Genomic DNA, 22,616 nt, shown 5'->3' on the forward strand with positions numbered 1-22,616 from the left:
CGCGGTCCGTCGGGCACGGCGGCGCTCGGTAGGGTGGGCGGCATGGAGATCTGGATCAACCCCCGCTGCGGCAAGTGCCGGTCGGCGCTGACCGAGCTGGAGGCCGCCGGGGCCAAGTACACCGTGCGGCGCTACCTGGAGGACCCGCCGAGCGCGGCCGAGCTGGAGGCGGTGCTGGAGCGGCTCGGCCTGGAGCCGTGGGACATCACGCGCATCGACGAGCAGGTCGCCAAGGACCTCGGGATGAAGCAGTGGACCAAGGAGCCCGGCGACCGGGCGCGCTGGATCGCGGCGATGGCCGAGCACCCGATCCTCATCCAGCGCCCGATCATCACCGCGGACGACGGCCACGCCGTCGTGGCCCGGACCCCCGAGGCGGTCAAGTCCGTCCTGCCGTAGCGCGGCCCGGCGCCCGGGCCGGTCAGTGGAGCATGGTGCGCTCCACCGGCCGGCCGGGGTGCCAGCTGAAGACCCACAGGTGGCCGTCGGCCAGGCCGGTGTGCACCACCTGCTCCAGGTCGAGCCGGAACGCGTGGAACGGGCCGGGCGGCGGCTCGGGCAGATCGGCGACGTAGGCGGTGAGCTCGGCCTCGTCGGTCAGCTCCACGGCGCGGCCGGACAGCTTGGAGTCGCCGCCCGCCATGGTCTCGTCGCCCGGGTGCGAGTGCAGCGCGAAGCGGCCGTCGCGCTGGAGGTCGCGGGCCTTCATCGAGCCGTACATCGACCCGAGCATCGCGTCGGCGCCGATGAAGTCGACCTCGCTGCCGCTCACCCGGGGCGATCCGTCCTTGCGCAGCGTCGCCAGGACGTGGTGCTTGTTGGCCTCGAACCGGGCCCGTACCAGGGGCGCGATGTCGGGGGCCTCCTGCTCGAAATCCTGCCAGGTAGCCATGGCGCCAGTCTGGCACCGGGTGCTGACAACCGCCCCGCCCGCCGCCCGCCGCGAAGGCCTTGTCGGTGGGCGGTGCCAGACTGGCCGGGTGACCACCACGACCACGTACATCGCGTTCCTGCGGGCCATCAACGTCGGCGGCCGCACCGTGAAGATGGAGCGGCTGCGGGCGCTCTTCACCGAGCTCGGGCTGGCCGGCGTCCGCTCGTACATCCAGACCGGCAACGTGTTCTTCACGACGGACGAGCCGGACCGCGCCGCCCTCACCCGGCGCATCGAGCGGCACCTGGCGGAGTCGCTCGGCTACCCCGTCCCGGTGATGCTGCGCACGGTCGACGAGGTGGCCGCCCTGCTGGCGGCCGAGCCGTTCCGGGGCGTCGAGGTGACGCCGGACGTCCGGCTGGTGATCGCCTTCCTCTCCGAGCCGCTGCCCGCGGACCTCGCCGCGCCGCACACCTCGCCGAAGGGCGACTACGACGTGCTCGGGGCGGACGCCGGCGCCGCGTACGTCGTGGTGCACCTGAAGGACGGCAGGTGGGTCACCAACGACCTGTTCGACAAGCGCTACCAGGGCTCGGTCACCTCCCGCTTCCTGCACACCACGGAGAAGATCCTGGCCGCCGCCAGGAAATCCTGACCGGCCGGCGGAACCGCCGGCCGCCCGGTGGTGTCCTGCTTCCCGGGGGGAGGCGGGAACACCGGGCGGCTGGCGGCCGGAACCTGGACAGCCGGGCACGGCGCCGCCGACAATCGGGACATGACGCAGCCTGAGATCCGGACGCACGCCGTCCGGCCGTCCGAGGACGAACGGGACCGGGCCCTCGGGGTGCTGCGCGACGGCGCGGGCAGCGGCCGGCTCTCGCACGACACCTTCCTCGGCCGGATGGAGGTCGTCCTCCAGGCCACCAGCCGCGCCGAGTTGGACGCCGTGATGGCCGACCTGCCCACCGGCGGCCCGGCGGAGCGGTTCGTGCTGCGGACGGTGGGCCGGATCTCCGCGTTCGGCGAGCGGATCGGCCGGGCCTGGCGCATCGAGAGGCTGCCCGGACTGAACCTCCCGCAGGCCGGCGCGACGCAGTTGACGATCGGTCGGATCCCCGGCTCCGGGCTGCGGCTGCACGACGCCTCGGTCTCCCGCCACCACGCCGAACTGCGGCACGAGGGCGGCGGCTGGGTGCTGTACGACCTCGGCTCGACCAACGGCACCCACGTGAACGGGCACCGCATCGCGGGCGGTGTCCGGGTGCGCCCGGGCGACCAGGTCCGGTTCGGCAACCTGGAGTTCCGCCTCGCGAACGGCTGAGCCCACGGATGAGCCCACGGATGAGCGCACGGATGAGCGCACGGCGGGGCCGGCGAGCCGCAGCGGTCAGTGCGGGAACTGCCGGGGCGGGCGCAGCTTCGGCAGCTCGTCCTGGAACTCCCCGACGACGGTGCTGATCTGCCGCGTCAGCACGGTGCGTTCGAGCCGGTCCAGGTAGCGGTGCTCGGCGGCCAGGGCCTCGACCGTGACCCCGAAGTAGATCGCCATCAGCGGGTTCACGAAGAGCTCGCCGTCCTTGGTGCGGTCGGTGAAGCGGACGTCGCCGAACTCGCCGCGCAGCGCCGCCGCCACCGAGCCGTTGACGATGCTGGGGTGCTCGGGGAACGCGGCCCTGGCGTGCTCGACGGCGTCCAGGTAGAGCGCGCCCTCGCGGCTGTCGCGGGGGACGGAGAAGGCGCCGAGGTAGCCGCCGGCCCGGTCGAGGGCGGCGAGGTTCTCCAGCACCAGCGAGTGGTTGACGCCGTGGTAGGCGTCGACGCCGAAGCCCAGGCAGGCGACCAGGCGCTCCGGCACCTCGGTGAGGCCGGCCACCGCGCCGAGGCTGGCCATGTCCTCCTCGGGGGTGCCGAGCCCGGCCTCGTCGCCGCGCATCAGGATGTCGGTGCCGCCGTCGACGAGGAGGACCGCGTCGACGCCCAGGTGGCCGATGAGCAGCCGGTAGGCGTCGCGCAGCGGTTGGACGCCGACCGAGGGGAACGCCCAGACGGTGTCGGGCATGCCGTGCAGGTGCAGCCAGCGGGCGAGGGTGCGCTCCGGGAAGTAGCCCTCGGGGGCCGCGGTGTCCGGGCCGATCCTGGCCACGTCGGGCTCGAACCACACCTCGCCGGGCAGGCCGTAGAGGTGGGTGAAGGAGAGGTTGGCCAGGTGCACCTCCTTGCCGGCGGCGCGCAGGGCGAGCGCGATGGGGAGGCCGGCGTAGACGTCGAAGCCGCCGCCGGCGCCCGCGACGAGGATGCGGTCGGCGGCCAGCAGGCGGGTGATCAGCGGGGGTTGCAGCAGCGAGGTCACCGCCGGGACGGTAGCAGGCCCGTGCGACCGGGGCGCTGTCGGTGGCGGGTGCGAGGATGCGGGCATGACGCAGGAGACGCCGATGCCCGAGCTCGACCCCGAGGTGCTCAGCGAAGCCCGTGACCGGGCCCGCGAGTTGATCCGGTGCGGCTTCCAGGAGCCGGACGAGATAGCCGGGTCCCTGGCCGAACTCCTCGACGACCAGGGGCTGACGGAGGAGGAGGCGGAGCTGATCGTGGCTCCGCTCTGGGAGGAGCGGCTGGCCGAGCAGGCCGGCTGGCCCGAGGTCACCGACGTGGACCGGCTGGGCGCGGCCTTCGACGCTCTGGAGGGGGAGGGCGTCGTCGCGGCGATGGACTTCACCTGCTGCGCGAGCTGCGGCTACGCGGAGATCGGCGACGAGGCCGACGAGAACTCGCGCGGTTTCGTGTTCTTCCACCAGCAGGACACCGAACGCGCCGCCGCCGGGCAGGGTCTGATGCTGCGCTACGGCGGATTCCGGGCGGCCGACGGGCCGGACGGGGAGGGCTCGGCGGACGCGGCGGCGCTCCGGACGGTGGGGATCGGGCGGGAGGTGGTGGCCGCGCTGACGGCGGAGGGCCTGTCGGTGGAGTGGGACGGCTCGCCGGACAGGGCGATCCTGGTCGCCCCGCTGGAGTGGCTGAACCGCCTGCCGGAGTAGCCGCCCACGCGTGCCCCGCATGCCCGCGCCTGCCCAGGCGTGCCCCGCATGCCCACGCGTGCCCCGCCTACCCCCGCCTGCCCACGCGTGCCCCGCCTGCGCCGGGGCCCGCACGCGGGTCACCGCATATGCCCGTGACACTGCCACGCGCGTAGATCGACGGCCTGCGAAAGGGCCCCGGGCTCAGTCGGGAAGGATCCCCCAGTCGCCCACCGGCCCCCACAGCGGCGAGGTGCAGCGCTCGTAGGTCGCCCGCCAGTGCGGCCAGGAGCGGGCCACGTCGTCGTCGCACTCGGCCAGCAGCCGGTCGACGACGGACGGCTCCACGCCCTCCAGCAGCCAGGCCAACGCGTCGGCCGAGCCCGGGCCGTCGGCCGAGCGCAGCAGGGCCAGCAGCTCGGGCAGGCCGCCGACCCGCGAGTTGTCGGCGAACACCCCGGCCATCCGCGGGAGCAGCTGGCGCTCCTCGATCCGCAGGTGCGTCTCCAGCCGGGCCGCCAGGTCCTCGATCGCGTACGCCACCGGCCAGACGCTCCCGGTGTCCCGGCTGGCGATCCGGACCAGCGTGGTGACCCGGGTGAACGAGTGGTCGAGGTTGTGGTGGTCCGCCTCCAGCCAGTTGAGCAGCAGCCGCAGCTCGGGCGCGAAGCGGCGCACGATCGGCCAGATCCGGGTGTCCTGCTGCTCGTGGTGGCAGGTCAGCATCGCCGTCACGAAGTCCCAGTGCCGCAGCAGCGCCTCGCCCTTGGCGTCCTCGCCGGGCTGCAGCAGCCGCAGCGCGTTGGGCAGGCGGGCGAGGTCGCGGCGCAGCGCGGCGTGCACCAACCGCAGCCCGGCGAAGCGGACCGCCTGTGGCTCCTCGTCCTCGGTCCGCTCGGGTGCGGTGGCGGACGGCGGCGGCAGCAGGTGGATCGGCATGGCACTCTCTTCACGAATCGGCGGGTCGTGCGGATCACGGCCCCCGGAAGGCGGCCCCGTTCACTGTGCGTGCAGTCGATCAGAGGTGAATCAATGTCCGATTGACGCGCAGGTCACAGCCTTTTGCGCGGCCCGGCCGACGGCGGTGCCGCACGGCCGGGGAGAGTGCCGGATGAAAAGAACCGCCGGTGCCGGGGATCGCTCCCCCGCACCGGCGGTCGGTGTGTCCGCACGGACGGCGTCAGTCGGCCGCCGGGCCCGCCAGGTTCTTGGTGAGCCACTGCAGCGTGTCCGGGATCATCTTCTTGAAGTCCGAGGTCAGGTGCTTGCCGCCGGGCTGCTCGTAGTACTCGATGGCGACCGGCGGGGCGGCCTTGGCCACCCAGCTCTTGACCACGCCCTTCTCGTAACCGTTGGCGCCGCCGGCGGTGACCAGCATCTTCACGTCGGCCTTGCCCTGGGTGACCAGTACGTCGGGGTTGTTGGCCATCCGCTCGGCGTCGTGGCCCTTCCACAAGTGGGAGTCCGGGATGAAGTAGCCGTCGATCGGGACGGCGGCCTTGTACACGTCGGGGTACTGGAGCGAGAGCTTGGCGCTGCAGAACCCGCCGGTGGAGGCGCCCATGATGCCCCAGCTGTCGCGGCCCTTCAGGGTGCGGAAGTTGGCGCGGACCCAGTCCGGGATGTCCTGGGCCATCCAGGTCGCCATCTTGGGCTGGCCGGGGATGTCGGAGCAGTCCAGCGCGTTGTTCTCGTCGCTGTTGAAGTTCTGCACCGGCATGATCATGATGAACGGGTGGGCCTTGCCGGCCTTGACCAGCTGCTCGTCCTCCTCCTGGATCGGCAGCTGGTTGTCGGTCCAGGTGTTGTAGCCGTTGCTCTGGCCGCCCGCGTAGAGGGTGAGCACCGGGAAGCCGGTCTTCGCGTACTTGGGGTCGTTGTACTCGGGCGGCAGCCAGACCCACACCTGACCGGTGACGCCGGACTTCGGGCCGGCCAGCTTGGTCATCATGATCGGGCCGGCGGCGGTGTCGCGGACCTTGGTCAGCGAGGGCTGGCCGGTCGGCATCTGGACCTTGCCGCCCGAGGCCGGGGCCGCGCCGGTCGGCGCGGGGGCGCCGGTGGCGGCGGCCGGGTCGCCGGGGACCGAGCTCGTGCCGGCCGCGCTCGGGGTGCCGGCCGCCTTGGCGCTGTCCCCCTTCCCGCCACCGGAGCTCCCGCAGGCGGCGAGCGAGGCAGCCAGGGTGAGCACGGCGGCACCGGTCAGGACGGCGCGGGAACGGGACGACTGCCTAAGCACGGTGAGGACTCTCCGACCGATGACGCGCCCGGGCCGGCTGGCCGGGCGGCGGCCCCCGGGTGGGGCCGGACAGGCCCGGGGGCGCCTCGGCGCGGCCCCCGGAAGTGCGGCTCGCCGCAGCGCGCCGTCCTGCGATCTTATGACGTGGGCCGGGGCGGGCCGGTTGCGCGTCGGCCACCGGAAATCCAATGTTTGTTCGCGATCAGGTAAAACCCCTCACATGTCCCGTGCGGCCCCCGCCGGACGGCGGGGTACACAGCGGACAATGCGCCGAGCGACGCGATCTTTGGGTCCTTGCACCAGTGACGGCGGCCCCGCCGATCGGCGACGATCGGCTCAGAACCGAGCCGGCTCGGACCCGAGAACGAGGAGCGCCGCCATGTCCCAGCAGACCGCCGCCGACACCGGAACCGCCGCCGGCACCGGGACCGCCGTCGTCACCGGGACCGCCGTCGTCACCGGAGCCGGCAGCGGGGTCGGCCGGGCCGTCGCGGTCGAGCTGGGCGCCGCCGGCTGGCGGCTGGTCCTGGCCGGGCGCCGCGAGGAGCCGCTGCGGGAGACCGCCCGGCTGGCCGGCGGCCCGGCCGCCGTCGTGCCGACCGACGTCACCGACCCGGCGGCGGTGGACGCGCTGTTCGCGGCCGCCGCCGAGCGCTTCGGCCGGGTGGACCTGCTGTTCAACAACGCGGGCGGCTTCGGCCCGGCCGTCCCGGTGGACGAACTGGCGGTGGACGCTTGGCGCGCGGTCGTCGACCTCAACCTGACCGGCGCCTTCCTCTGCGCCCGGGCCGCCTTCCGGCAGATGAAGGCCCAGGACCCGCAGGGCGGCCGGATCATCAACAACGGCTCGATCTCCGCGCACGTCCCGCGCCCGCACTCGATCGCCTACACCGCGACCAAGCACGCCGTCACCGGGCTGACCAAGTCGCTCTCGCTGGACGGCCGCCCGTACCGGATCGCCTGCGGGCAGATCGACATCGGCAACGCGGCCACCGATATGACGGCGGCGATGAGCGCCGGGGTGCGGCAGGCGGACGGGCGGATCGCGCCGGAGCCGACGATGGACGTGGCCGACGTCGCGCGCACGGTGCGGCACATGGCGGCGCTGCCGCTGGAGGCGAACGTGCAGTTCGCGACGGTGATGGCGACCGCGATGCCGTACATCGGACGCGGCTGACCCACCACTGTCACGTCACGCGTCACTCGTCACTCGTCGTGCGAGTGGCGGTAGCGCAGCTCCCCGCCCTCCCCGCCCAGCCGGTAGACGCTGGTGGTGGGCCAGTACTCGCCGCTCTCGGCGCTGGGCAGCCGGACCCGCAGGAGCATGCGCAGCGAGGGCGGCGGGGCGGCGGCGTTGACGCGTTTGCGGTGGCCGTCCCAACGCCCGCCGCAGAGTTCGACGTCGAGGACGACGGGGGTGGTGCTCATCCCGCGATGGTGTCAGCGCTTTCGCCCGAAACGGGGGTTTGAAACAGTCGGTCCACCCGCAGGAGGGATCCCCGTCACACCGCGCTGACGCGGCCGACGGGGATCCCCGACCCGCTACGGCCGCCAGGTGTCGTTCAGCGCGACCGTCCCCGAGGAGGGCACCGTCGCCGTCCGGTTGGTGCCGGACTCCCAGGTCACCGCCCCGCTCGCGTCCTTGCGGACGTACTTGTACTGGAAGGACGTGCCGGCCGGCAGGGACAGCGCCAGCGACCAGACCGGGTAGCCGGAGGACGAGAGCGGCAGCGCCTTGGCCGGGTCCCAGGCGCCCAGCGCCGGGTTGTCGCCGACGACGTAGACGTTCTGGCCGTACGAGGTCGTCGCGTTGACGTTGAACGAGGCGCCGGAGGCGTTCGTCCCGGGCTGGACGTACAGCGCGACCGCGTCGCCCGCGCCGACCGTCGCGGTGAACTGCCCGTTCGCGCCGACCTGGTAGGTCGGGCCGGTGCAGCCACCGCCCGGCTGCGGGTCGCCGTGCTGGACGTCGCAGTAGGTGCCGGCGGGCAGGCCGGTCTGGAAGGTCTGGGTGATCGCGCCGGTCTCGTGGTTGATCGCGACGTAGCCCCGGTTGCCGCGGCCGAAGGCGATCGCGTTGTTGCCGTTGGACCACCAGTCGGTGACGCCGGTGCCGGCGACGGCGTTGCGGAAGCCGACCATGTTGGCGATCTGCCGCCAGGCGTGGGTGCAGTTCCAGCCGTCCTGGTAGCAGGCGTTCACGGTGCCGCCGTTGGGCGGGCCGTCGTCGTTGTTGGTGAACGCGTAGCCGGAGTAGACGTTGGGCGAGCCGTAGGTCGAGGCGAGCAGGAACACGTTGGCCAGCGTGTAGGTGTTCCCGTAGGTGTAGTTGAGGGTCGAACCGTTGCGCTCGGTGTCCCAGTTGTCGATGAAGCTGCGCGCCTGGCCGCTCGGCAGGTAGCCCCAGGAGGCGCCCCAGCCGTTGAGGTTGGCGAGCTTGTCACCGGTGAAGACGCGCTTGAGGTCGGTGCCGACGCGGAACTCGTCGACGTCGCCGTTGCCGGTGTACTCGGACGGCTGGATCGGCTCGCCCGCGCCGTAGATCACCTCCTGCACCCAGAAGGCGTTGGGGTTGGCCATCTTGGCCTTGATCGCGGCCAGGTCGGAGGCGGCGATGTGCTTGGCGGCGTCGATCCGGTAGCCGTCGACGCCGAGCGAGGCCAGGTCGTCCATGTAGTGCGCGATGGTCTGCTGGACGTACGCGCTGCCGGTGTCCAGGTCGGCGAGGTTGACCAGCTCGCAGTCCTGCACGTTGGTGCGGTCCTGGTAGTTGCTGACCGGCTGGCGGCAGGTGTGGAAGTCCTGGTCCTGGTAGACGCCGGGGTAGTTGTACTTCGTGTAGGCGGTGCCGCCGGTGCCGGTGCCCGAGCCGGCCGTCATGTGGTTGATCACCGTGTCGGCGACGACCTTGACGCCGGCCGCGTGGCAGGTGTCGACCATGTTCTTGAACGAGGTCCGGTCGCCGAGCCGTCCGGCGATCCGGTAGCTGACCGGCTGGTAGGAGGTCCACCACTGCGGGCCCTGGATGTGCTCCTGGGGCGGTGAGACCTCGACGAACCCGTAGCCCTTCGGGCCGAGGGTGCTGGTGCAGGCCTGGGCGACGGAGTCGAAGCGCCACTCGAAGAGGGTCGCGGTGACGTCCTTGCCGTTGTCGGCGGGCGGGGCGGCCTGGGCGGTGGGGGCGCCGAGGCCCGCGGTGAACGAGAGCGCCAGCGCCGCCGAGGCGGCGAGCGCTCCGGCCGCGCGGGCGGGCCGGCGGGTCCTCCCGGCCGAAGGCCGGGGGAGGGTGGGGGCGGTGGTGACCACGTCGTCTCCAAGGGGGGCGGCTGGGGTGGGGCAGCCAAGGTGCAGGAAGTTTCTGTAACTTGCCGGAAACTTGCAGCGAACCTAGAGCCACCGGGAGACACCGTCAAGGCACGGGACGAAACGTTTCCGCATCAGTAGCCGCAGCCGTCGGAGAACCGGGACACGACGAGGGCCCGGCAGCCGCCTCGGCTGCCGGGCCCCGCCTACCGACCGAAGGTCAGCCGGTCTGGATGGAGGTGTCGTCGATCACGAAGCTCGTCTGCAGCGAGGCGTCCTCGGTGCCGGTGAACTTCAGCGTGACGCTCTTGCCCGCGTACGCCGACAGGTCGAAGGTCCGCTGCTGGTAGCCGGCCGCCGCGTCCACGTTGCTGTACGTCTTCAGCGTGGTCCCGTTGACCGACACCGCCAGCTTGTCGTACGCCGTCGTACCCGTCTCCGCGGTGTCGATGTGCAGCCAGAAGCTCAGCGTCGCCTTGCAGCCCGCCGGGATCGTCACCGTCTGCGACAGCGTGTCCGTGTGCGCCGAGCCGTAGCCGTCCAGCCACGCCTTCCAGCTGCCGCCGTGCGCCGCCTGCGACGCGCTGTTGTCGATCACACCGCTCGACGCCGTCCACGGCGCCGCCGAACCCGTCTCGAAGCCCGCGTTGCCCAGCAGCTGCGCCGGCGTGCAGCCGCCGCCACCGCCGGAGACGGCCCAGGAGAAGCTGGTCGTCGCGGTCTTGCCGCCCGCGTCGGTGACCGTGACGGTCGTGTTGTAGTTGCCCGCGGTGGAGGCCGTGCCGGAGATCACACCGGTCGAGGAGTTGATCGACAGGCCGGTGGGCAGGCCGGTGGCGGCGTACGACAGCGGCGCAGTGCCGCCCGAGGCCTGGATCTGCAGGTTCACCGAGCCGTTCAGCGCGGTGGACTGGCTGCCCGGGTTGGTGACGCTGACGCCGCCCGGGTTCGGCGGCGCCTGGCCGACGTTGACGCCCGCCCACGCGAGGCCCACCTGGTAGACCTCGTTGCTGTTCGCGCCGTAGAGGTCGGTGGCCGCGCTGACCGTCGCCGTGCGCGCGGCGGCGTAGTCGGTGGTCGAGGTCATGTAGGCGGTGAGCGCCTTGTACCAGATCTGCTTGGCCTTGTCCCGGCCGATGCCCGCGACCGTGACGTTGTTGGCCGTCGGGCTGTTGTAGTTGAACCCGTTGATGCTCTTCGCGCCGCTGCCCTCCGACAGCAGGTAGAAGAAGTGGTTCGCGACGCCGGACGAGTAGTGGACGTCCAGGTTGCCGACGCCCGAGTACCACGAGTCCGCCGAGGAGCCGTCCTTGGAGGGCTGGTCCATGTAGCGCAGCGGGGTGCCGTTGCCGTTGATGTTGAGCTGGATGCCGATGAAGTAGTTCGGCGGGGTGGAGGCCAGGTTGGCGTTCCACTCGACCATCTTGCCCATGATGTCGGAGGTGGCCTCGTTGAGGCCGCCGGACTCACCGGAGTAGTTGAGCGCGGCGGTCGCGGCGGTGACGCCGTGCGTCATCTCGTGGCCGGCCACGTCGAGCGCGGTGAGCGGGTGGGTGTTGCCGGAGCCGTCCCCGTAGGTCATGCAGAAGCAGGAGTCGTCCCAGAACGCGTTCACGTAGTTGTTGTCGTAGTGGACGCGGCTGTACGCGCCGACACCGTCGTTGCGGATGCCGTTGCGGTTGAAGGCGCTCTTGTAGAAGTCCCAGGTCGCGGCGACGCCGTACTGGGCGTCCACGGCCGCGGACTCGCCGTTGCTGGCCTGGCCGTTGCCCCACGTGTCGGTGGACTTGGCGTACAGCGTGCCGTTGCCGGACGTGCCGTTGCTCATGTTGGTCGTGTACTGGCCGCCGCGGGTGCCGTCCTTGAGCTGGTACTGCCCGCCGCTCTGGGTCGTGGTGAGCGGCACGTTGCCGACGTACACGCCGGTGCCGGTGCCGGTCTCGATGGTCTCGTTCTTGCCGAGCACCTCGCCGGTCGCCGCGTCGGTGACGACGTGCAGGCGGCTCGGCGTGCCGTCGTCGCCCTTGCCGGTGACGACGGTCTCGTACGCGAGCCGCGGGGTGCCCTTGGCGGCGAAGACCACCAGGCGCGGTGCGGCCTCCAGTGCGGCGCCCGACTCGGCGGCCAGCGCGCTCTCCTGGGCCTTCGGCGCGGCGAGCGCGGGGGTGGTGTCCAGGCCCGCCAGGACGGCGTCGCTGGCCTTGGTCACGCCCTTCGTGGCGCCGGCCGCGGTCTGGTGGACGACCAGGTCGCCGCCGAGGACCGGGAGGCCGGCGTAGGTGCGCTCGTACCGCAGGTGGCGGTCGCCGTTGGTGTCCTGGACGGCGTCCTTGGCGACGAGCTTCTCCTGGCCGCTCAGCCCGATGCTCTGGGCGAGGCTCGCGGCCTGCTGGTTCGCCGACGAGAGGAGCTCCGCACGGGCGGAGAGCTGCTGGGCGACGACCGTCGGCGCGTCGGGGGCGGCCGCCTGGGCGATGACCGGGATGCCGGTCACCAGCAGCGCGGTGGTGGCGGCCATGACGACCGCCGCCTTCCGGGCGTGGGCGTAGCGGGACATGCGGACTCCTTAACCGACCGGCGCGGGTGTGCGCACGGTGGAGGGCGACCTGGGCCGCGGGGTTGCGGCGCAGTGGGGGCCCCCGGCGGCGGTGTGCGCCAGGGGTGCAGCGGTGCTCACAGAGTCAGGTGCAGAGGAGTGCAGGTGTGCGGTGCGTGCAGAGGTGCGCACGGGGAAAGCCGCCGCGGGGAGGGAGAGTTGGGGGGTCCCTCGTCCGCAGCAGGGGGAATCGTGGCAGCAAATGAGCCGTTAATGACAGATGCATGCCATGGTTTGGCCGATTCGAGTCCGCACCGGGCAATCGCGAAGTGCTTCAACCGCGTTACAGGTAAAGGCACTTACAACAACGGTTTTCATGAGCGCCAAATTGTTCGGGTCCCCCGCACCGGCACTGACCAGCGCTCAGGCCGACGTCGGACCGCCCGGCCGGGGCGCAGCGTCCGCGGGGCCCGACACGTCACCATTCCGGCCGTGCCACCGCGCGGTTCCGGCCATTTCGAGCGGCCCCGGGAACGAACCCGGCACGAGCCCGGTACGGACCCCGAACGGACCCGGGCCCGGCACCGCCACAACGGCGGTACCGGGCCCGGGAGTCGGAGGTCGTCAGCCCTGGACGAACACCGCCACGGTGCGGCCGGGCACGGTGAACGTGCCGGTCGCGGCGTCGAAGCCGGACTGCTTGATCACCGGGTCCGCGCCGCCCGCCTGGACGGGGTGCAGCGCCTGGGCCGTCCCCTTCAGCGCGGAGACCGTCTGGCTCTGCGCCGTGGGCGTGGCGTTGAAGACCACGGTGACACCCTTCTCGGCGCCGGCCAGACCGGTGCCGTCCAGGTGCAGGGTGATCACCCCGGGCGTCTCGGCGGCGGTGCCGGAGAGCGGGTAGGACAGCCGCTGCTGGACGTCGGCGAGGGTCGGCAGGGAGAACAGCGGCGAGGACCGCTTGATCCGCAGGAAGTCCTGGAACTGCGCCGTGGTCGCCCGGATGTCGTCCGCGCCGACGGTCAGCTTCGGGTTGGCCAGGAGCGATTGGGCCGTCGGCCAGAGCTCCTTGTTGTCCGCCGCCATCGGCAGGCCGCGGCCCCAGCCGTTGCCGTCCGCGGCACTCCAGTGGATCGCGTTGAACCAGTCGCCCGAGTTGTAGGAGTTCGAGTCGAGCGACTTCGAGCGCAGCAGGTCGCTGCCCGCCTGGGCGAAGCCGGCGCCCTGGGTGAGCGCGGTGAGCGAGAGCCCGAGCGCCTGCATCCGGGCCCGGTCGGCGGGGGCGGTGCCGGTGGGCAGCTTGTAGGCGAGGGCGTCGAACAGGTCGGTGTTGTCGTGGGCGTCCACGTACTCCACCGCCTCGCCCGGCCTGCTCGCGTACCCGGTCGGGGCGCCGTTGTAGTCGACCTGGGCGCCGGTGACGGGCTTGCCGGAGCTGTCGGTGAACGCGTAGCCGGCCAGGTTGCCGGTCAGCCCGACCTTCAGCTGGTCCATCTCGTGCAGGAGCCGGGCCTTCTGCTGGTCGGGGGTGCCGTTGGCGGGCGAGCCGTTCGGGTCGGTGTACAGGCCCGAGGCGAAGCCCTGCTGCGGCGCGGAGCCGAGCATGAAGTTGCCGCCGCGGGCGGCGTCGCGCATCCGGTCGTCGAAGGTCGCGATGCCGGTGCCGGCCATGTTGGCCTGGGTGGCCTGGACGAACCGGGCGTCGTTGGCCACCGTGCCGAAGTTCCAGCCCTCGCCGTACAGGAAGACGTTCTTCCCGTCGACGCCGTCCGAGTCCGGCGTCATCTTCCGCAGCGCGGCCTGCACGTCGAGCATGGTCGACTTCGGGTCGAGGCCCATCAGGTCGAAGCGGAAGCCGTCGACGCGGTACTCGCGCGCCCACAGCGTGACCGAGTCGACGACGAGCCGGTTCATCATGGCGTGCTCGGGCGCGGTGTCGGAGCAGCAACTGTCCGTCGTCACCTTGCCGTTGGCGTCCAGCCGCTGGTAGTAGCCGGGCACCACCCGGTCCAGCACCGAGTTCCCGTCCTGGCCGCTGGCGGCGGTGTGGTTGAAGACGACGTCCAGCACGACGCGCAGCCCGGCCTCGTGCATGGCCTGCACCATCCGCCGGAACTGCACCGTGCGGGCGGTCCCGGTCGGGTCCGTGGCGTACGTGCCCTCCGGCACGTTGTAGTGCAGCGGGTCGTACCCCCAGTTGTACGCGTCGTCCGCGGCGACGGCGGCCACGCACTCCTGCTGCTTCGGGCCGTCCGGCGGAAGGGACTTGAGGTCGCAGGGCGGCAGCTTCTGCCCGGCCTTGTCCTTCGGGATGGACGCGATGTCGAAGGTCGGCAGCAGGTGGACCGTGGTCACACCGGCCTTGGCGAGGTCGCGCAGGTGCTGCATCCCGGCCGAGTTCGACTCGGTGAACGCCAGGTAGGTGCCGCGCTCGGCGGCGGGGACGGTGGCGTCCTCGACCGAGAAGTCGCGGACGTGCAGCTCCTGGATCCGCTGCTTCGCCGGCGGGACGGCCGCCGGGACGTTCTGGTCCTCCCAGCCCGCGGGCTTGAGCTCCTTGGCGTCGAGGTTCGCCACCAGGCTGCGCCTGGAGTCGGCGGACAGCGCGACCGAGTACGGGTCGGTGACGGTGTTGACGACGGTCTGCTGCACCGAGGGCGCCCAGACCTTCACCTGGTACAGGTAGTACTTGCCGTCCAACTCGGCCTTGTCGCGGACGACTTCCCACACACCGGTCTCGTCGTCCGGCTTCAGCGGCAGCGTCCTGGGAGTGCCCCCGGTGGCGCTGTCGAAGACCTGGACGGACACGTCCTGCGCGGTCGGCGCCCACACGGACAGCGCGACCTTGCCGTCGTAGTAGGCCGGGCCGAAGTCCACCCGGCCGGCCTTCCCCGCGTACAAGTCGTCCAGCACGCCCGGGATCTGCACGCCGGTCGCGGCCAACGCGGCCCCGCTCGGCAGGTGTTCGGTGAACAGCAGTTGGCTGCGCAGCGCGGCGGGCACGCGCGCGGCGTCCCGGGCATCCACGGTGAAGGCCCGGTAGCCCGCCAGGTGCGGGAACTTGGCCTTCTGCACGTCGGTCAGCCCGCCCTGGGCGGGGGTGAGCCGGATCCACTTGCCCGGCTTGGTCAGCACGCCCTTGTCGGCGCGGATGCCGCCCGCGGGGTCGTAGACGAGCTGGGCGCTGGTGCCGCCGGCGAGCGCCGCGTCGGCGGCGCCGTAGTTCGCGGGGACGACGACGGTCTTCGCGTCGATCCACTGCGCCTTGGCGGTGCCGGGGTCCAACTGCGAGGAGGCGGCGGCGTTCTGGGGCAGGAGGTAGCCCTCGCGGCCGCCGAGGATCCACACTTCCCGGCCGTTGACCGCGAAGTCCAGCGACTGGTCGCCCGGGAGGTCCTTGTCGTTGCCGTTGTGGAGGATGTAGCTGAGGCTGGTCGCCCCGGGGGCGAGGGGCACCTCGAAGACGTCGCCAAAGGCGTCGCGGCGGGCCGGCATCAGCGGCTTGCCCCAGTCGGTGGGGTTCGCGGCGCCGGTCCAGTCGTGCAGGCCCCAGCCGTCGTAGGCGCCGTCGGCCCGGTTGTAGTGGATGACGGCGGTACCGGCCGGCGGGGTGCTCGTCGGGCCGGGGTCGGTGGTCCGCACGGCCGGGTCGCCCTGCTTGACCCAGACCTCGCCGGTGCTGCCCACGTCGATGTGCCGGTCGGCGTCGACATCCTTGACGCCGTCCTTCTCGACGATGAACCCGACGTCCGACGCGCCCGGCTTGAGCCGCACGTACGCGAAGGCGCCGTACGCGTCCCGGCCGGTGAAGCCGTGCCCGGCCGGCCACTGGGTCGACTCGCCGTCCGCGAGGTCGCCCCAGGCGTAGAGGTTCCAGCCGTCGTAGTTCCCGTCCGGCCGGTTGTAGTGCACGACGGCGTACGGGCGCGCGGTGGCCGTGGGTACGGGCTTGGGCGCCGGGGTGCCGGTGGTGAAGCTCGCGGTGGCGGAGCGCAGGTGCCCACTGGAGTCCTGCACGACGGCCTTGTAGCGGACGACCGTGCCGGGGGCGACGGCGCTCAGGTCCTGGGTGACGGCGTACTTCCCGGTGTCGGCGGTGCCGAGCGTCTGCCAGGGCCCGTCGCCGATCTGCCCGGTGAACGTGACGCGGTTGAAGCCGCCGTCCGTCTTCGCGCCGATCGTCACGAGCCCGGTCGAGCCGTCCGCGGGCGGCTGCACCGAGAGCTGCGGCGCGGCGGCGACCGGCGCGAGCCTGGCGCCCGCCTTGTAGACGACGGACGACAGCGCGGGCACGGTGACGGTCGCCTTGCGGTCGGCGCCGCTGGTCAGGTGCTCCCCCGCCGACGGGTAGATGCGGTCGAAGCCCATCCCGGCGGAGAACGTGTCCAGGGTGACCGTCTTCGCCTCGGTGGCGTTGTTGACCGCCACCAGGTACTCGACCTGCTGCCCGGCGTCGATCCGGGAGAACGCGTACACGCCCGCGCCGTCGGCGGCGTACCGCTCGATCTGGGCGCCGTCGGCGAGCGCCGGGTTGTCGCGGCGCAGCTTGGCGAGGCCGGCGATGCCCTGGTAGAGCTCGCCGCCCTGCCCGTACCGGTCGGCCGGTCCAGGGGCGCCGCCGAGCACGCGGTCGGCGTTGTAGGACGCCGTCCGCGAGGCGAACATGTCCTGCCGGGCGTCCTTGTCGCCGCCCGCGCCGGTGAAGCCCTGCTCGTCGCCGTAGTAGACGACGGGCTGCCCGCGGGTGAGGAACTGCAGCTCGTTGCCGAGCCGGTCCTTCTTCAGGAGGGTGGTGTCGTCGGCGCCCGGGTTGTCGGCGAGGAGGAAGGAGCCGAAGCGGCCCATGTCGTGGTTGCCGAGGAAGGTCGGCAGCTCGTACGCGTCGGTGTCGGCGCTGGTGTAGCGGTAGTCCTGGCCGTAGACGTCGGCGAGGTTCTTCGCCGAGCCGCCTTGCGAGACGTACGAGCGCGCGGCGCCCTGGAACGGGAAGTCGAGCGTGGCCTGGAGCCGGCCCTTGGTGACGTACGGCGAGGTGACCGCCGGGTCGCCGGAGTAGACCTCGCCGAACATGAAGAACTTCTTGTTGCCCTGCTTGGCGGCGAAGTCCTTGAGCGCCGGCGCCCACTGCTGCCAGAAGGCCATGTTGACGTGCTTGACGGTGTCGATCCGGAAGCCGTCCACGCCGGCGTCCTTCACCCACTGCTCGTAGACCTTCTCGAAGCCCTTCACCACGCGGGGGTTCTGGGTGTCGAGGTCGTCGAGCCCGCTGAAGTCGCCCTCGGTCGCGGACTCGCCGACGAAGGTCGAGTCGCCGCGGTTGTGGTAGAGCGACGGGTCGTTGAGCCAGGACGGGCTCTTGGCGGTCGCGTCGGCGGGGGTGCGGAAGACCGGGGTGTAGGGGAAGGAGTCCTTGGTGATCTTCGGCCAGGGGGCTCCGCTGTCGGCCACGGCCGTCTCGTCGACCGGGTTGCCGTCGGCGTCGAGCGTCGGGTAGGCGCCGGTCGAGCGGTAGGCGTGCTGCTGCTCGGCGTCGTCGATGACGTCGGCGGTGTGGTTGGTGATGACGTCGAAGAAGACCTTGATGCCGCGGGCGTGCGCCTTGGCTATCAGCTCCTTCAGCTGGTCGTTGGTACCGAAGTGCGGGTCGACCTGGGTGAAGTCGGTGATCCAGTAGCCGTGGTAGCCGGCGGACGCCTGGTCCCCCGTGCCCTGCACGGGCTTGTTCTTGAAGATCGGCGCCATCCAGATCGCGGTGGTGCCGAGGTTCTGGATGTAGTCGAGCTTCTGGATCAGGCCGGCCAGGTCGCCGCCGTGGTAGAAGCCCTTGTCGGCGGGGTCGAAGCCGTTGTCCAGCCGCCCGCCCGTGATGCCGCCGGTGTCGTTGGCCTGGTCGCCGTTGGCGAAGCGGTCGGGCAGGACGAAGTAGTACTGCTCGCGGGTGAGGTCGTGCCGCCCGGCGGTGGCCGCCAGTGCGGCGTCCGACGGCGGGGCGGGCGGGGCGGCGGCGAGGGCCGCGGGGGCGCCGCCGAGGGTGGCGGCGGTCAGTGCGGCGGCGAGCAGGACGGCCGTGCGGCCGGGTCTGCGTCGTGGGGTGCTCCGCCGGGGGCTGAGCGGCGTATCGGCCACTGAGGGCTCCCTTAGGGGAAGGGGCGGTCGAGTTCCCTGGAAGCTAGCGGCCTGCAATATGTTTCAGCAAGATGCAGAAATGGTTTCGTGCCGGGAAAGTGCAGCGCACGACCGATCCGCGCACGCCTCGGGCACCCCGATTGCGCGCCCCGCACCGGTCGGCGTGACAATGGGACGTATGCCAGTCCCACCGGTAAGCACCAGACCCGACCTCACCCCCTACCCCGGTGGGAGTCGCCCCCTAACCCTCAAGGGGGACAGCCGGTGAAGAATCCACTTCCAGAGGATGAGCGGACGGCTACGGGACGTCTGGCAGACTTCTCGTCCATGGGGGAACCGACCGAGATCCAGCAAGCCGGCGCGCGGCGCGCCGACCAGGCGCACGGTGGTGGTTCCGGAGCTCGCCAGGCCCCGTCCGGCGGCCCCGACGGAGCCACCCGGGCCGTCCGCTCGCGCACCGCCGCCCTGCGCGACCGCGTCCGCGACCAGCGCCGCTCGCCGGCCCGGCCGCGGATCTGGTTCGAGCTCGCCCTGATCGGCATCAGCTACTGGCTGTACTCGATCGTCCGGAACGCCGTTCCGGAGCAGGCGGCGATAGCCCAGAAGCACGCCCGCTGGATCTGGGACCTGGAGCAGAACCTCGGCGTCGCGGTCGAGCGCTCGGTCAACCACGCCGTGGACGGCGTCGGCTGGCTCATCACGGGCATGAACTACTACTACGCGACGCTGCACTTCGTCATCACGATCGGCGTGCTGGTCTGGCTCTACCGCAGCCACCCCGGCCGCTACGTCGCCGCCCGCACGGTGCTGTTCGTCACCACCGGGATCGCCCTCGTCGGCTTCTACTTCTTCCCGCTGGCCCCGCCGCGGCTGATGACCGACGGCGGCTTCATCGACACCGTGAAGGCCCACGGCACCTGGGGCTCGATGGCCTCCGGACCCGCCGCGCACGTCTCCAACCAGTACGCGGCCATGCCCTCGATGCACATCGGCTGGTCGATGTGGTGCGGTCTGGCGATCTTCTTCCTGGCCCGCCGGACATGGGTCCGGGTGCTCGGCCTGATGTACCCGCTGGCCACGCTGGTGGTCATCATCTCGACCGCCAACCACTTCTGGATGGACGCCGTCGGCGGCGAGATCTGCCTGACGGTGGGCTTCCTCGCCGCCCGCTGGATCTACCAGGAGTGGGTCTACAAGCTGCCGCGGGTGCCCGCCCGGGAGACGGCCGAGGAGCCGATCACCGTCCCCGAGCAGTGGAGCGAGCCGGCCGTCGGCAGCGGCCGCCGCTAGACCGCGAAGAGACGTACGGAGGGGCCCCACGAGGGGCCCCTCCCGCGTTTCCGGCCCACCCCGGCCCACCCCGGCTCAGCCGTAGAACAGCCGCTCCACGACCGCCCGGGCCCGCCGGGTCGTCCGCCGGTAGTCGTCCACCAGCTCCCCGCTGTGCCCGGCGCCGTACCCGAGGTAGCGCGCCACCCCGGACAGCTCCCTGGCCTCCCCGGGGAAGCTGTCCCCCGGCCGGCCGCGCACCAGCATCACCGCCGCGCGCACCCGGGAGGCCAGCACCCAGGCCGCGTCCAGCACGGCCGCGTCCTCCTCGCCGATCAGCCCGGCCCCGGCCGCGGCGGCCAGCGCCGCACGGGTCCGGGTGGTGCGCAGCCCCGGCAGCTCGTGCCCGTGCTGGAGCTGGAACAGCTGGACGGTCCACTCGACGTCCGCCAGCCCGCCGCGGCCGATCTTGGTGTGCGTGGTCGGGTCGGCGCCGCGCGGCAGCCGCTCGGCCTCGATCCGGGCCTTGATCCGGCGGATCTCCAGGAGGTCCCGCTCCGGCACCCCGTCGCCGGGGTAGCGCAGCGGGTCGATCAGCCGGCGGAACCGCGCGCCGAGCTCCTCGTCCCCGGCCACCGGCTCGGCGCGCAGCAGCGCCTGGCTCTCCCACGCGTGCGACCACCGGCGGTAGTACGCCGCGTACGAGGCGAGGGTGCGCACCAGCGGGCCGCTGCGCCCCTCGGGCCGCAGGTCGGCGTCGACCAACAGCGGGGGCTCGGTGGACGGCGCCGCGAGCAGCGTGCGCAGCTCGTTGCAGACCGCCTGGGCGGCCTTGGCGGCGTCCTGGTCCAGCGAGCCGAGCAGGGGCTCGTGGACGAAGAGCACGTCCGCGTCCGAGCCGTAGCCCAGTTCGTGGCCGCCGAACCGGCCCATCGCGATGACGGCGATCCGGGTGGGCAGGTCCCCGTGCTCGGCCTCCCAGCCGGCGACGCAGGCCCGCAGCGCGCCCTGCAGGGTGGCGGCGTTGAGGGCGGTGAGCGCCTCGCCCGCGGTGTCCAGGGCCTCGGCGGGGTCGTCGCCGAGGCGGCCGAGGACGTCCGCGGCGGCCGTGCGGAACAGCTCGCGGCGGCGCACCGAACGGGCGGCGGCGACGGCCGCGGCGGTGCTCCCGGCGCGGCCGACGGCGGCCAGTATCTCCTGCTCCAGGGCGGCCCGGCGGCGCGGTTCCAGGCCCTGCGGGTCGCCCAGCATGGCCACCGCCTCGGGTGCGCGCAGCAGCAGGTCGGGGGCGAGCCGCCCGGCCGACAGCACCCGGGCCAGGTGCTCGGCGGCGGCGCTCTCGTCGCGCAGCAGGCGCAGGTACCAGGGGGTGCGCCCGAGCGCGTCGGAGACCTGGCGGAAGTTGAGCAGTCCGGCGTCCGGGTCGGCCGAGTCGGCGAACCAGCCGAGCATCACCGGCAGCAGCGTGCGCTGGATCGCCGCCTTGCGGCTGACCCCGGAGGCGAGTGCGGTGAGGTGGCGCAGCGCGGCGGCCGGGTCGGCGTAGCCGAGCGCCTCCAGCCGGGCCCGGGCCGCGTCCGGGGTCAACCCGGCCGCGCCGGGCGGCAGTTCGGCGACGGCGTCGAGCAGCGGGCGGTAGAACAGCTTCTCGTGCAGCCGCCGGACCTCGACGGCGTGCCGCTTCCACTCGCGCTGCAGCGCGGCGACCGGGTCGGTGCGGGTGTCGCCGTTGATCAGCCCGGCGAGCGAGCGGGCCAGCCGGCGCAGGTCCTCCTCGCCGGTCGGCATGAGGTGGGTGCGGCGCAGCCGGTGCAGCTGGATGCGGTGCTCCAGCGAGCGCAGGAAGCGGTAGGCGGTGTCCAGCGAGGCGGCGTCGGCCCGGCCGACGTACCCGCCGCGGGAGAGCGCGGCCAGCGCCTCCAGGGTGTTGCCGCTGCGCAGCGCCGGATCGGTGCGGCCGTGCACGAGCTGGAGCAGCTGGACGGAGAACTCGATGTCGCGCAGCCCGCCGGGGCCGAGCTTGAGCTGGCGGTCGACCTCGGTCACGGGGATGGAGTCGATCACCCGGCGGCGCATCTGCTGCACGTCGGCGACGAAGTTCTCCCGGGTGGCGGCCTGCCACACCATCGGGGCCAGCGCGTCCACGTACGCGGCGCCGAGCTCGGTGTCGCCGGCCACCGGGCGGGCCTTGAGCAGCGCCTGGAACTCCCAGGTCTTGGCCCAGCGCTGGTAGTACGCGACGTGGCTGGCCAGGGTGCGCACCAGCGGGCCGTTGCGGCCCTCGGGGCGGAGGTTGGCGTCCACCGGCCAGATGGTGCCCTCGCCGGTGGTGTCCGAGCAGAGCCGGGTGAGCGCGGCGGCCAGCCGGGTGGCGGCCTTGACGGCCTCGTGCTCGTCGACGGCCCCTTGCCCGTCGACCCGGTCGGGCGGTTCGGCCACGAAGATGACGTCCACGTCGGAGACGTAGTTGAGCTCGCGCCCGCCGCACTTGCCCATGCCGATGACGGCGAGCCGGCAGGCCGCGGCGGCCTGCGGGTCCTGCTCGACGGCGAGGTCGAGGGCGGTCTGCAGGGTGGCGCCAGCGAGGTCGGCGAGTTCGGCGGCGGTCTGCGCGAGGTCGGTGGTGCCGGAGAGGTCGCGGGCGGCGATCGCGAGCAGGCAGCGGCGGTAGGCGACGCGCAGCGCGTCGGCCGGGCTGCGGGCCGCGCCCGGCCGGACGCCCTCGGCGAGGGCCCGCCGGAAGTCCTCCGGGCCGGGGTGCATGTCCCGCAGCTCGAAGGTGACCAGGGCGTGCCAGTCGTGCGGGTGCCGGGCGAGGTGGTCGCCGAGCGCGGTGGAGGCGCCGAGGACGCCGAGCAGGCGGTCGCGCAGCGGCTTGGAGGTGGTGAGGGTGTCGCGCAGGGTGTGCCGGTCGGCCTCGTCGGCGGCCTCCAGCAGCCGGGCGAGGCCCAGCAGGGCGAGGTCGGGGTCGGCGGTGGTCCCGAGCGCGTCCAGCAGGACGGGGTCGTCGGCCAGGCCCTCCAGGCCCGGCCCCGCCAGCAGCCGGACCGCCCGCGCGGGATCGGTGAATCCGCGCCGCACCAGCCGGATCTCCGGCCGGCTGACCCGGCTCCCGGCTCGCTGTCCCTCCTCCGCCATCGCCATCGCCATGCCCTCCCGGCCCGCCCGGTCGCCCGCGCGGGTGCGCGGTCCCTGGACCTACCTTCCCAGGAGCCGGACCACCCGCGCCACGGGGGCCGTGGCGCGGGTGGGGTCAGG

At 72.7% G+C, this 22,616-nt stretch carries 15 protein-coding genes; 6 read left to right on the top strand and 9 right to left on the bottom strand.

What is annotated here, in order from left to right:
• The first annotated feature begins 42 nt into the window (after positions 1-42).
• Positions 43-399, top strand: coding sequence for an arsenate reductase family protein (locus tag ACFVSN_RS23185; protein WP_380446968.1), 357 nt, complete (start codon positions 43-45; stop codon positions 397-399).
• A 22-nt stretch (positions 400-421) separates the two neighbouring features.
• On the opposite strand, the gene ACFVSN_RS23190 is transcribed toward ACFVSN_RS23185, so the two are convergent.
• Entirely contained in the window at positions 422-892 is a 471-nt protein-coding gene (locus ACFVSN_RS23190) for a pyridoxamine 5'-phosphate oxidase family protein (RefSeq protein ID WP_380446970.1), read from the bottom strand.
• A gap of 88 nt (positions 893-980) precedes the next feature.
• On the opposite strand from ACFVSN_RS23190, the gene ACFVSN_RS23195 reads away from it, so the two are divergent.
• Together ACFVSN_RS23195 and ACFVSN_RS23200 are read left to right on the top strand one after the other, a co-directional pair.
• The gene (locus ACFVSN_RS23195) at positions 981-1,529 is read left to right on the top strand and encodes a DUF1697 domain-containing protein (protein WP_380446972.1); all 549 of its coding nucleotides are present in this window, start codon (positions 981-983) and stop codon (positions 1,527-1,529) included.
• A 120-nt stretch (positions 1,530-1,649) separates the two neighbouring features.
• The gene (locus ACFVSN_RS23200) at positions 1,650-2,195 is read left to right on the top strand and encodes an FHA domain-containing protein (RefSeq protein ID WP_387956491.1); all 546 of its coding nucleotides are present in this window, start codon (positions 1,650-1,652) and stop codon (positions 2,193-2,195) included.
• 66 nt (positions 2,196-2,261) lie between these two features.
• Here ACFVSN_RS23200 and ACFVSN_RS23205 read toward each other — a convergent pair whose 3' ends face one another.
• Positions 2,262-3,224, bottom strand: coding sequence for a DUF1152 domain-containing protein (locus ACFVSN_RS23205; RefSeq protein WP_387956492.1), 963 nt, complete (start codon positions 3,222-3,224; stop codon positions 2,262-2,264).
• A 64-nt stretch (positions 3,225-3,288) separates the two neighbouring features.
• On the opposite strand from ACFVSN_RS23205, the gene ACFVSN_RS23210 reads away from it, so the two are divergent.
• The gene (locus tag ACFVSN_RS23210) at positions 3,289-3,906 is read left to right on the top strand and encodes a DUF6891 domain-containing protein (protein ID WP_387956493.1); all 618 of its coding nucleotides are present in this window, start codon (positions 3,289-3,291) and stop codon (positions 3,904-3,906) included.
• A 183-nt stretch (positions 3,907-4,089) separates the two neighbouring features.
• Here the strand turns inward: ACFVSN_RS23210 and ACFVSN_RS23215 are convergent, their stop codons facing one another.
• Positions 4,090-4,824, bottom strand: coding sequence for a hemerythrin domain-containing protein (locus ACFVSN_RS23215; protein WP_380496948.1), 735 nt, complete (start codon positions 4,822-4,824; stop codon positions 4,090-4,092).
• 241 nt (positions 4,825-5,065) lie between these two features.
• On the bottom strand, positions 5,066-6,124 hold the full coding sequence (locus ACFVSN_RS23220) for an alpha/beta hydrolase (protein WP_380446984.1): 1,059 nt from the start codon (positions 6,122-6,124) through the stop codon (positions 5,066-5,068).
• A gap of 379 nt (positions 6,125-6,503) precedes the next feature.
• On the opposite strand from ACFVSN_RS23220, the gene ACFVSN_RS23225 reads away from it, so the two are divergent.
• The gene (locus ACFVSN_RS23225) at positions 6,504-7,301 is read left to right on the top strand and encodes an SDR family oxidoreductase (RefSeq protein WP_387956494.1); all 798 of its coding nucleotides are present in this window, start codon (positions 6,504-6,506) and stop codon (positions 7,299-7,301) included.
• 29 nt (positions 7,302-7,330) lie between these two features.
• Here ACFVSN_RS23225 and ACFVSN_RS23230 read toward each other — a convergent pair whose 3' ends face one another.
• The 4 genes from ACFVSN_RS23230 to pulA form a co-directional block, all read right to left on the bottom strand.
• Positions 7,331-7,552, bottom strand: coding sequence for a hypothetical protein (locus ACFVSN_RS23230; RefSeq protein ID WP_380446987.1), 222 nt, complete (start codon positions 7,550-7,552; stop codon positions 7,331-7,333).
• Between the two features lie 114 nt (positions 7,553-7,666).
• On the bottom strand, positions 7,667-9,430 hold the full coding sequence (locus ACFVSN_RS23235; protein WP_387956495.1) for a carbohydrate-binding module family 20 domain-containing protein: 1,764 nt from the start codon (positions 9,428-9,430) through the stop codon (positions 7,667-7,669).
• A gap of 217 nt (positions 9,431-9,647) precedes the next feature.
• Positions 9,648-11,984 (bottom strand): M4 family metallopeptidase, encoded by a 2,337-nt coding sequence (locus ACFVSN_RS23240; protein WP_387956496.1) that lies wholly within the window; start codon positions 11,982-11,984, stop codon positions 9,648-9,650.
• A gap of 603 nt (positions 11,985-12,587) precedes the next feature.
• Complete coding sequence (pulA, locus tag ACFVSN_RS23245) at positions 12,588-18,089, bottom strand: pullulanase-type alpha-1,6-glucosidase (protein WP_387595894.1); 5,502 nt, start codon at positions 18,087-18,089, stop codon at positions 12,588-12,590.
• A gap of 327 nt (positions 18,090-18,416) precedes the next feature.
• On the opposite strand from pulA, the gene ACFVSN_RS23250 reads away from it, so the two are divergent.
• Complete coding sequence (locus tag ACFVSN_RS23250; protein ID WP_380443459.1) at positions 18,417-19,379, top strand: phosphatase PAP2 family protein; 963 nt, start codon at positions 18,417-18,419, stop codon at positions 19,377-19,379.
• Between the two features lie 75 nt (positions 19,380-19,454).
• On the opposite strand, the gene ACFVSN_RS23255 is transcribed toward ACFVSN_RS23250, so the two are convergent.
• Complete coding sequence (locus ACFVSN_RS23255) at positions 19,455-22,502, bottom strand: bifunctional [glutamine synthetase] adenylyltransferase/[glutamine synthetase]-adenylyl-L-tyrosine phosphorylase (protein ID WP_387956570.1); 3,048 nt, start codon at positions 22,500-22,502, stop codon at positions 19,455-19,457.
• Between the last annotated feature and the right edge of the window lie 114 nt (positions 22,503-22,616).

It is taken from the genome of Kitasatospora sp. NPDC057904 (assembly GCF_042887925.1).
Taxonomy (GTDB): domain Bacteria; phylum Actinomycetota; class Actinomycetes; order Streptomycetales; family Streptomycetaceae; genus Kitasatospora.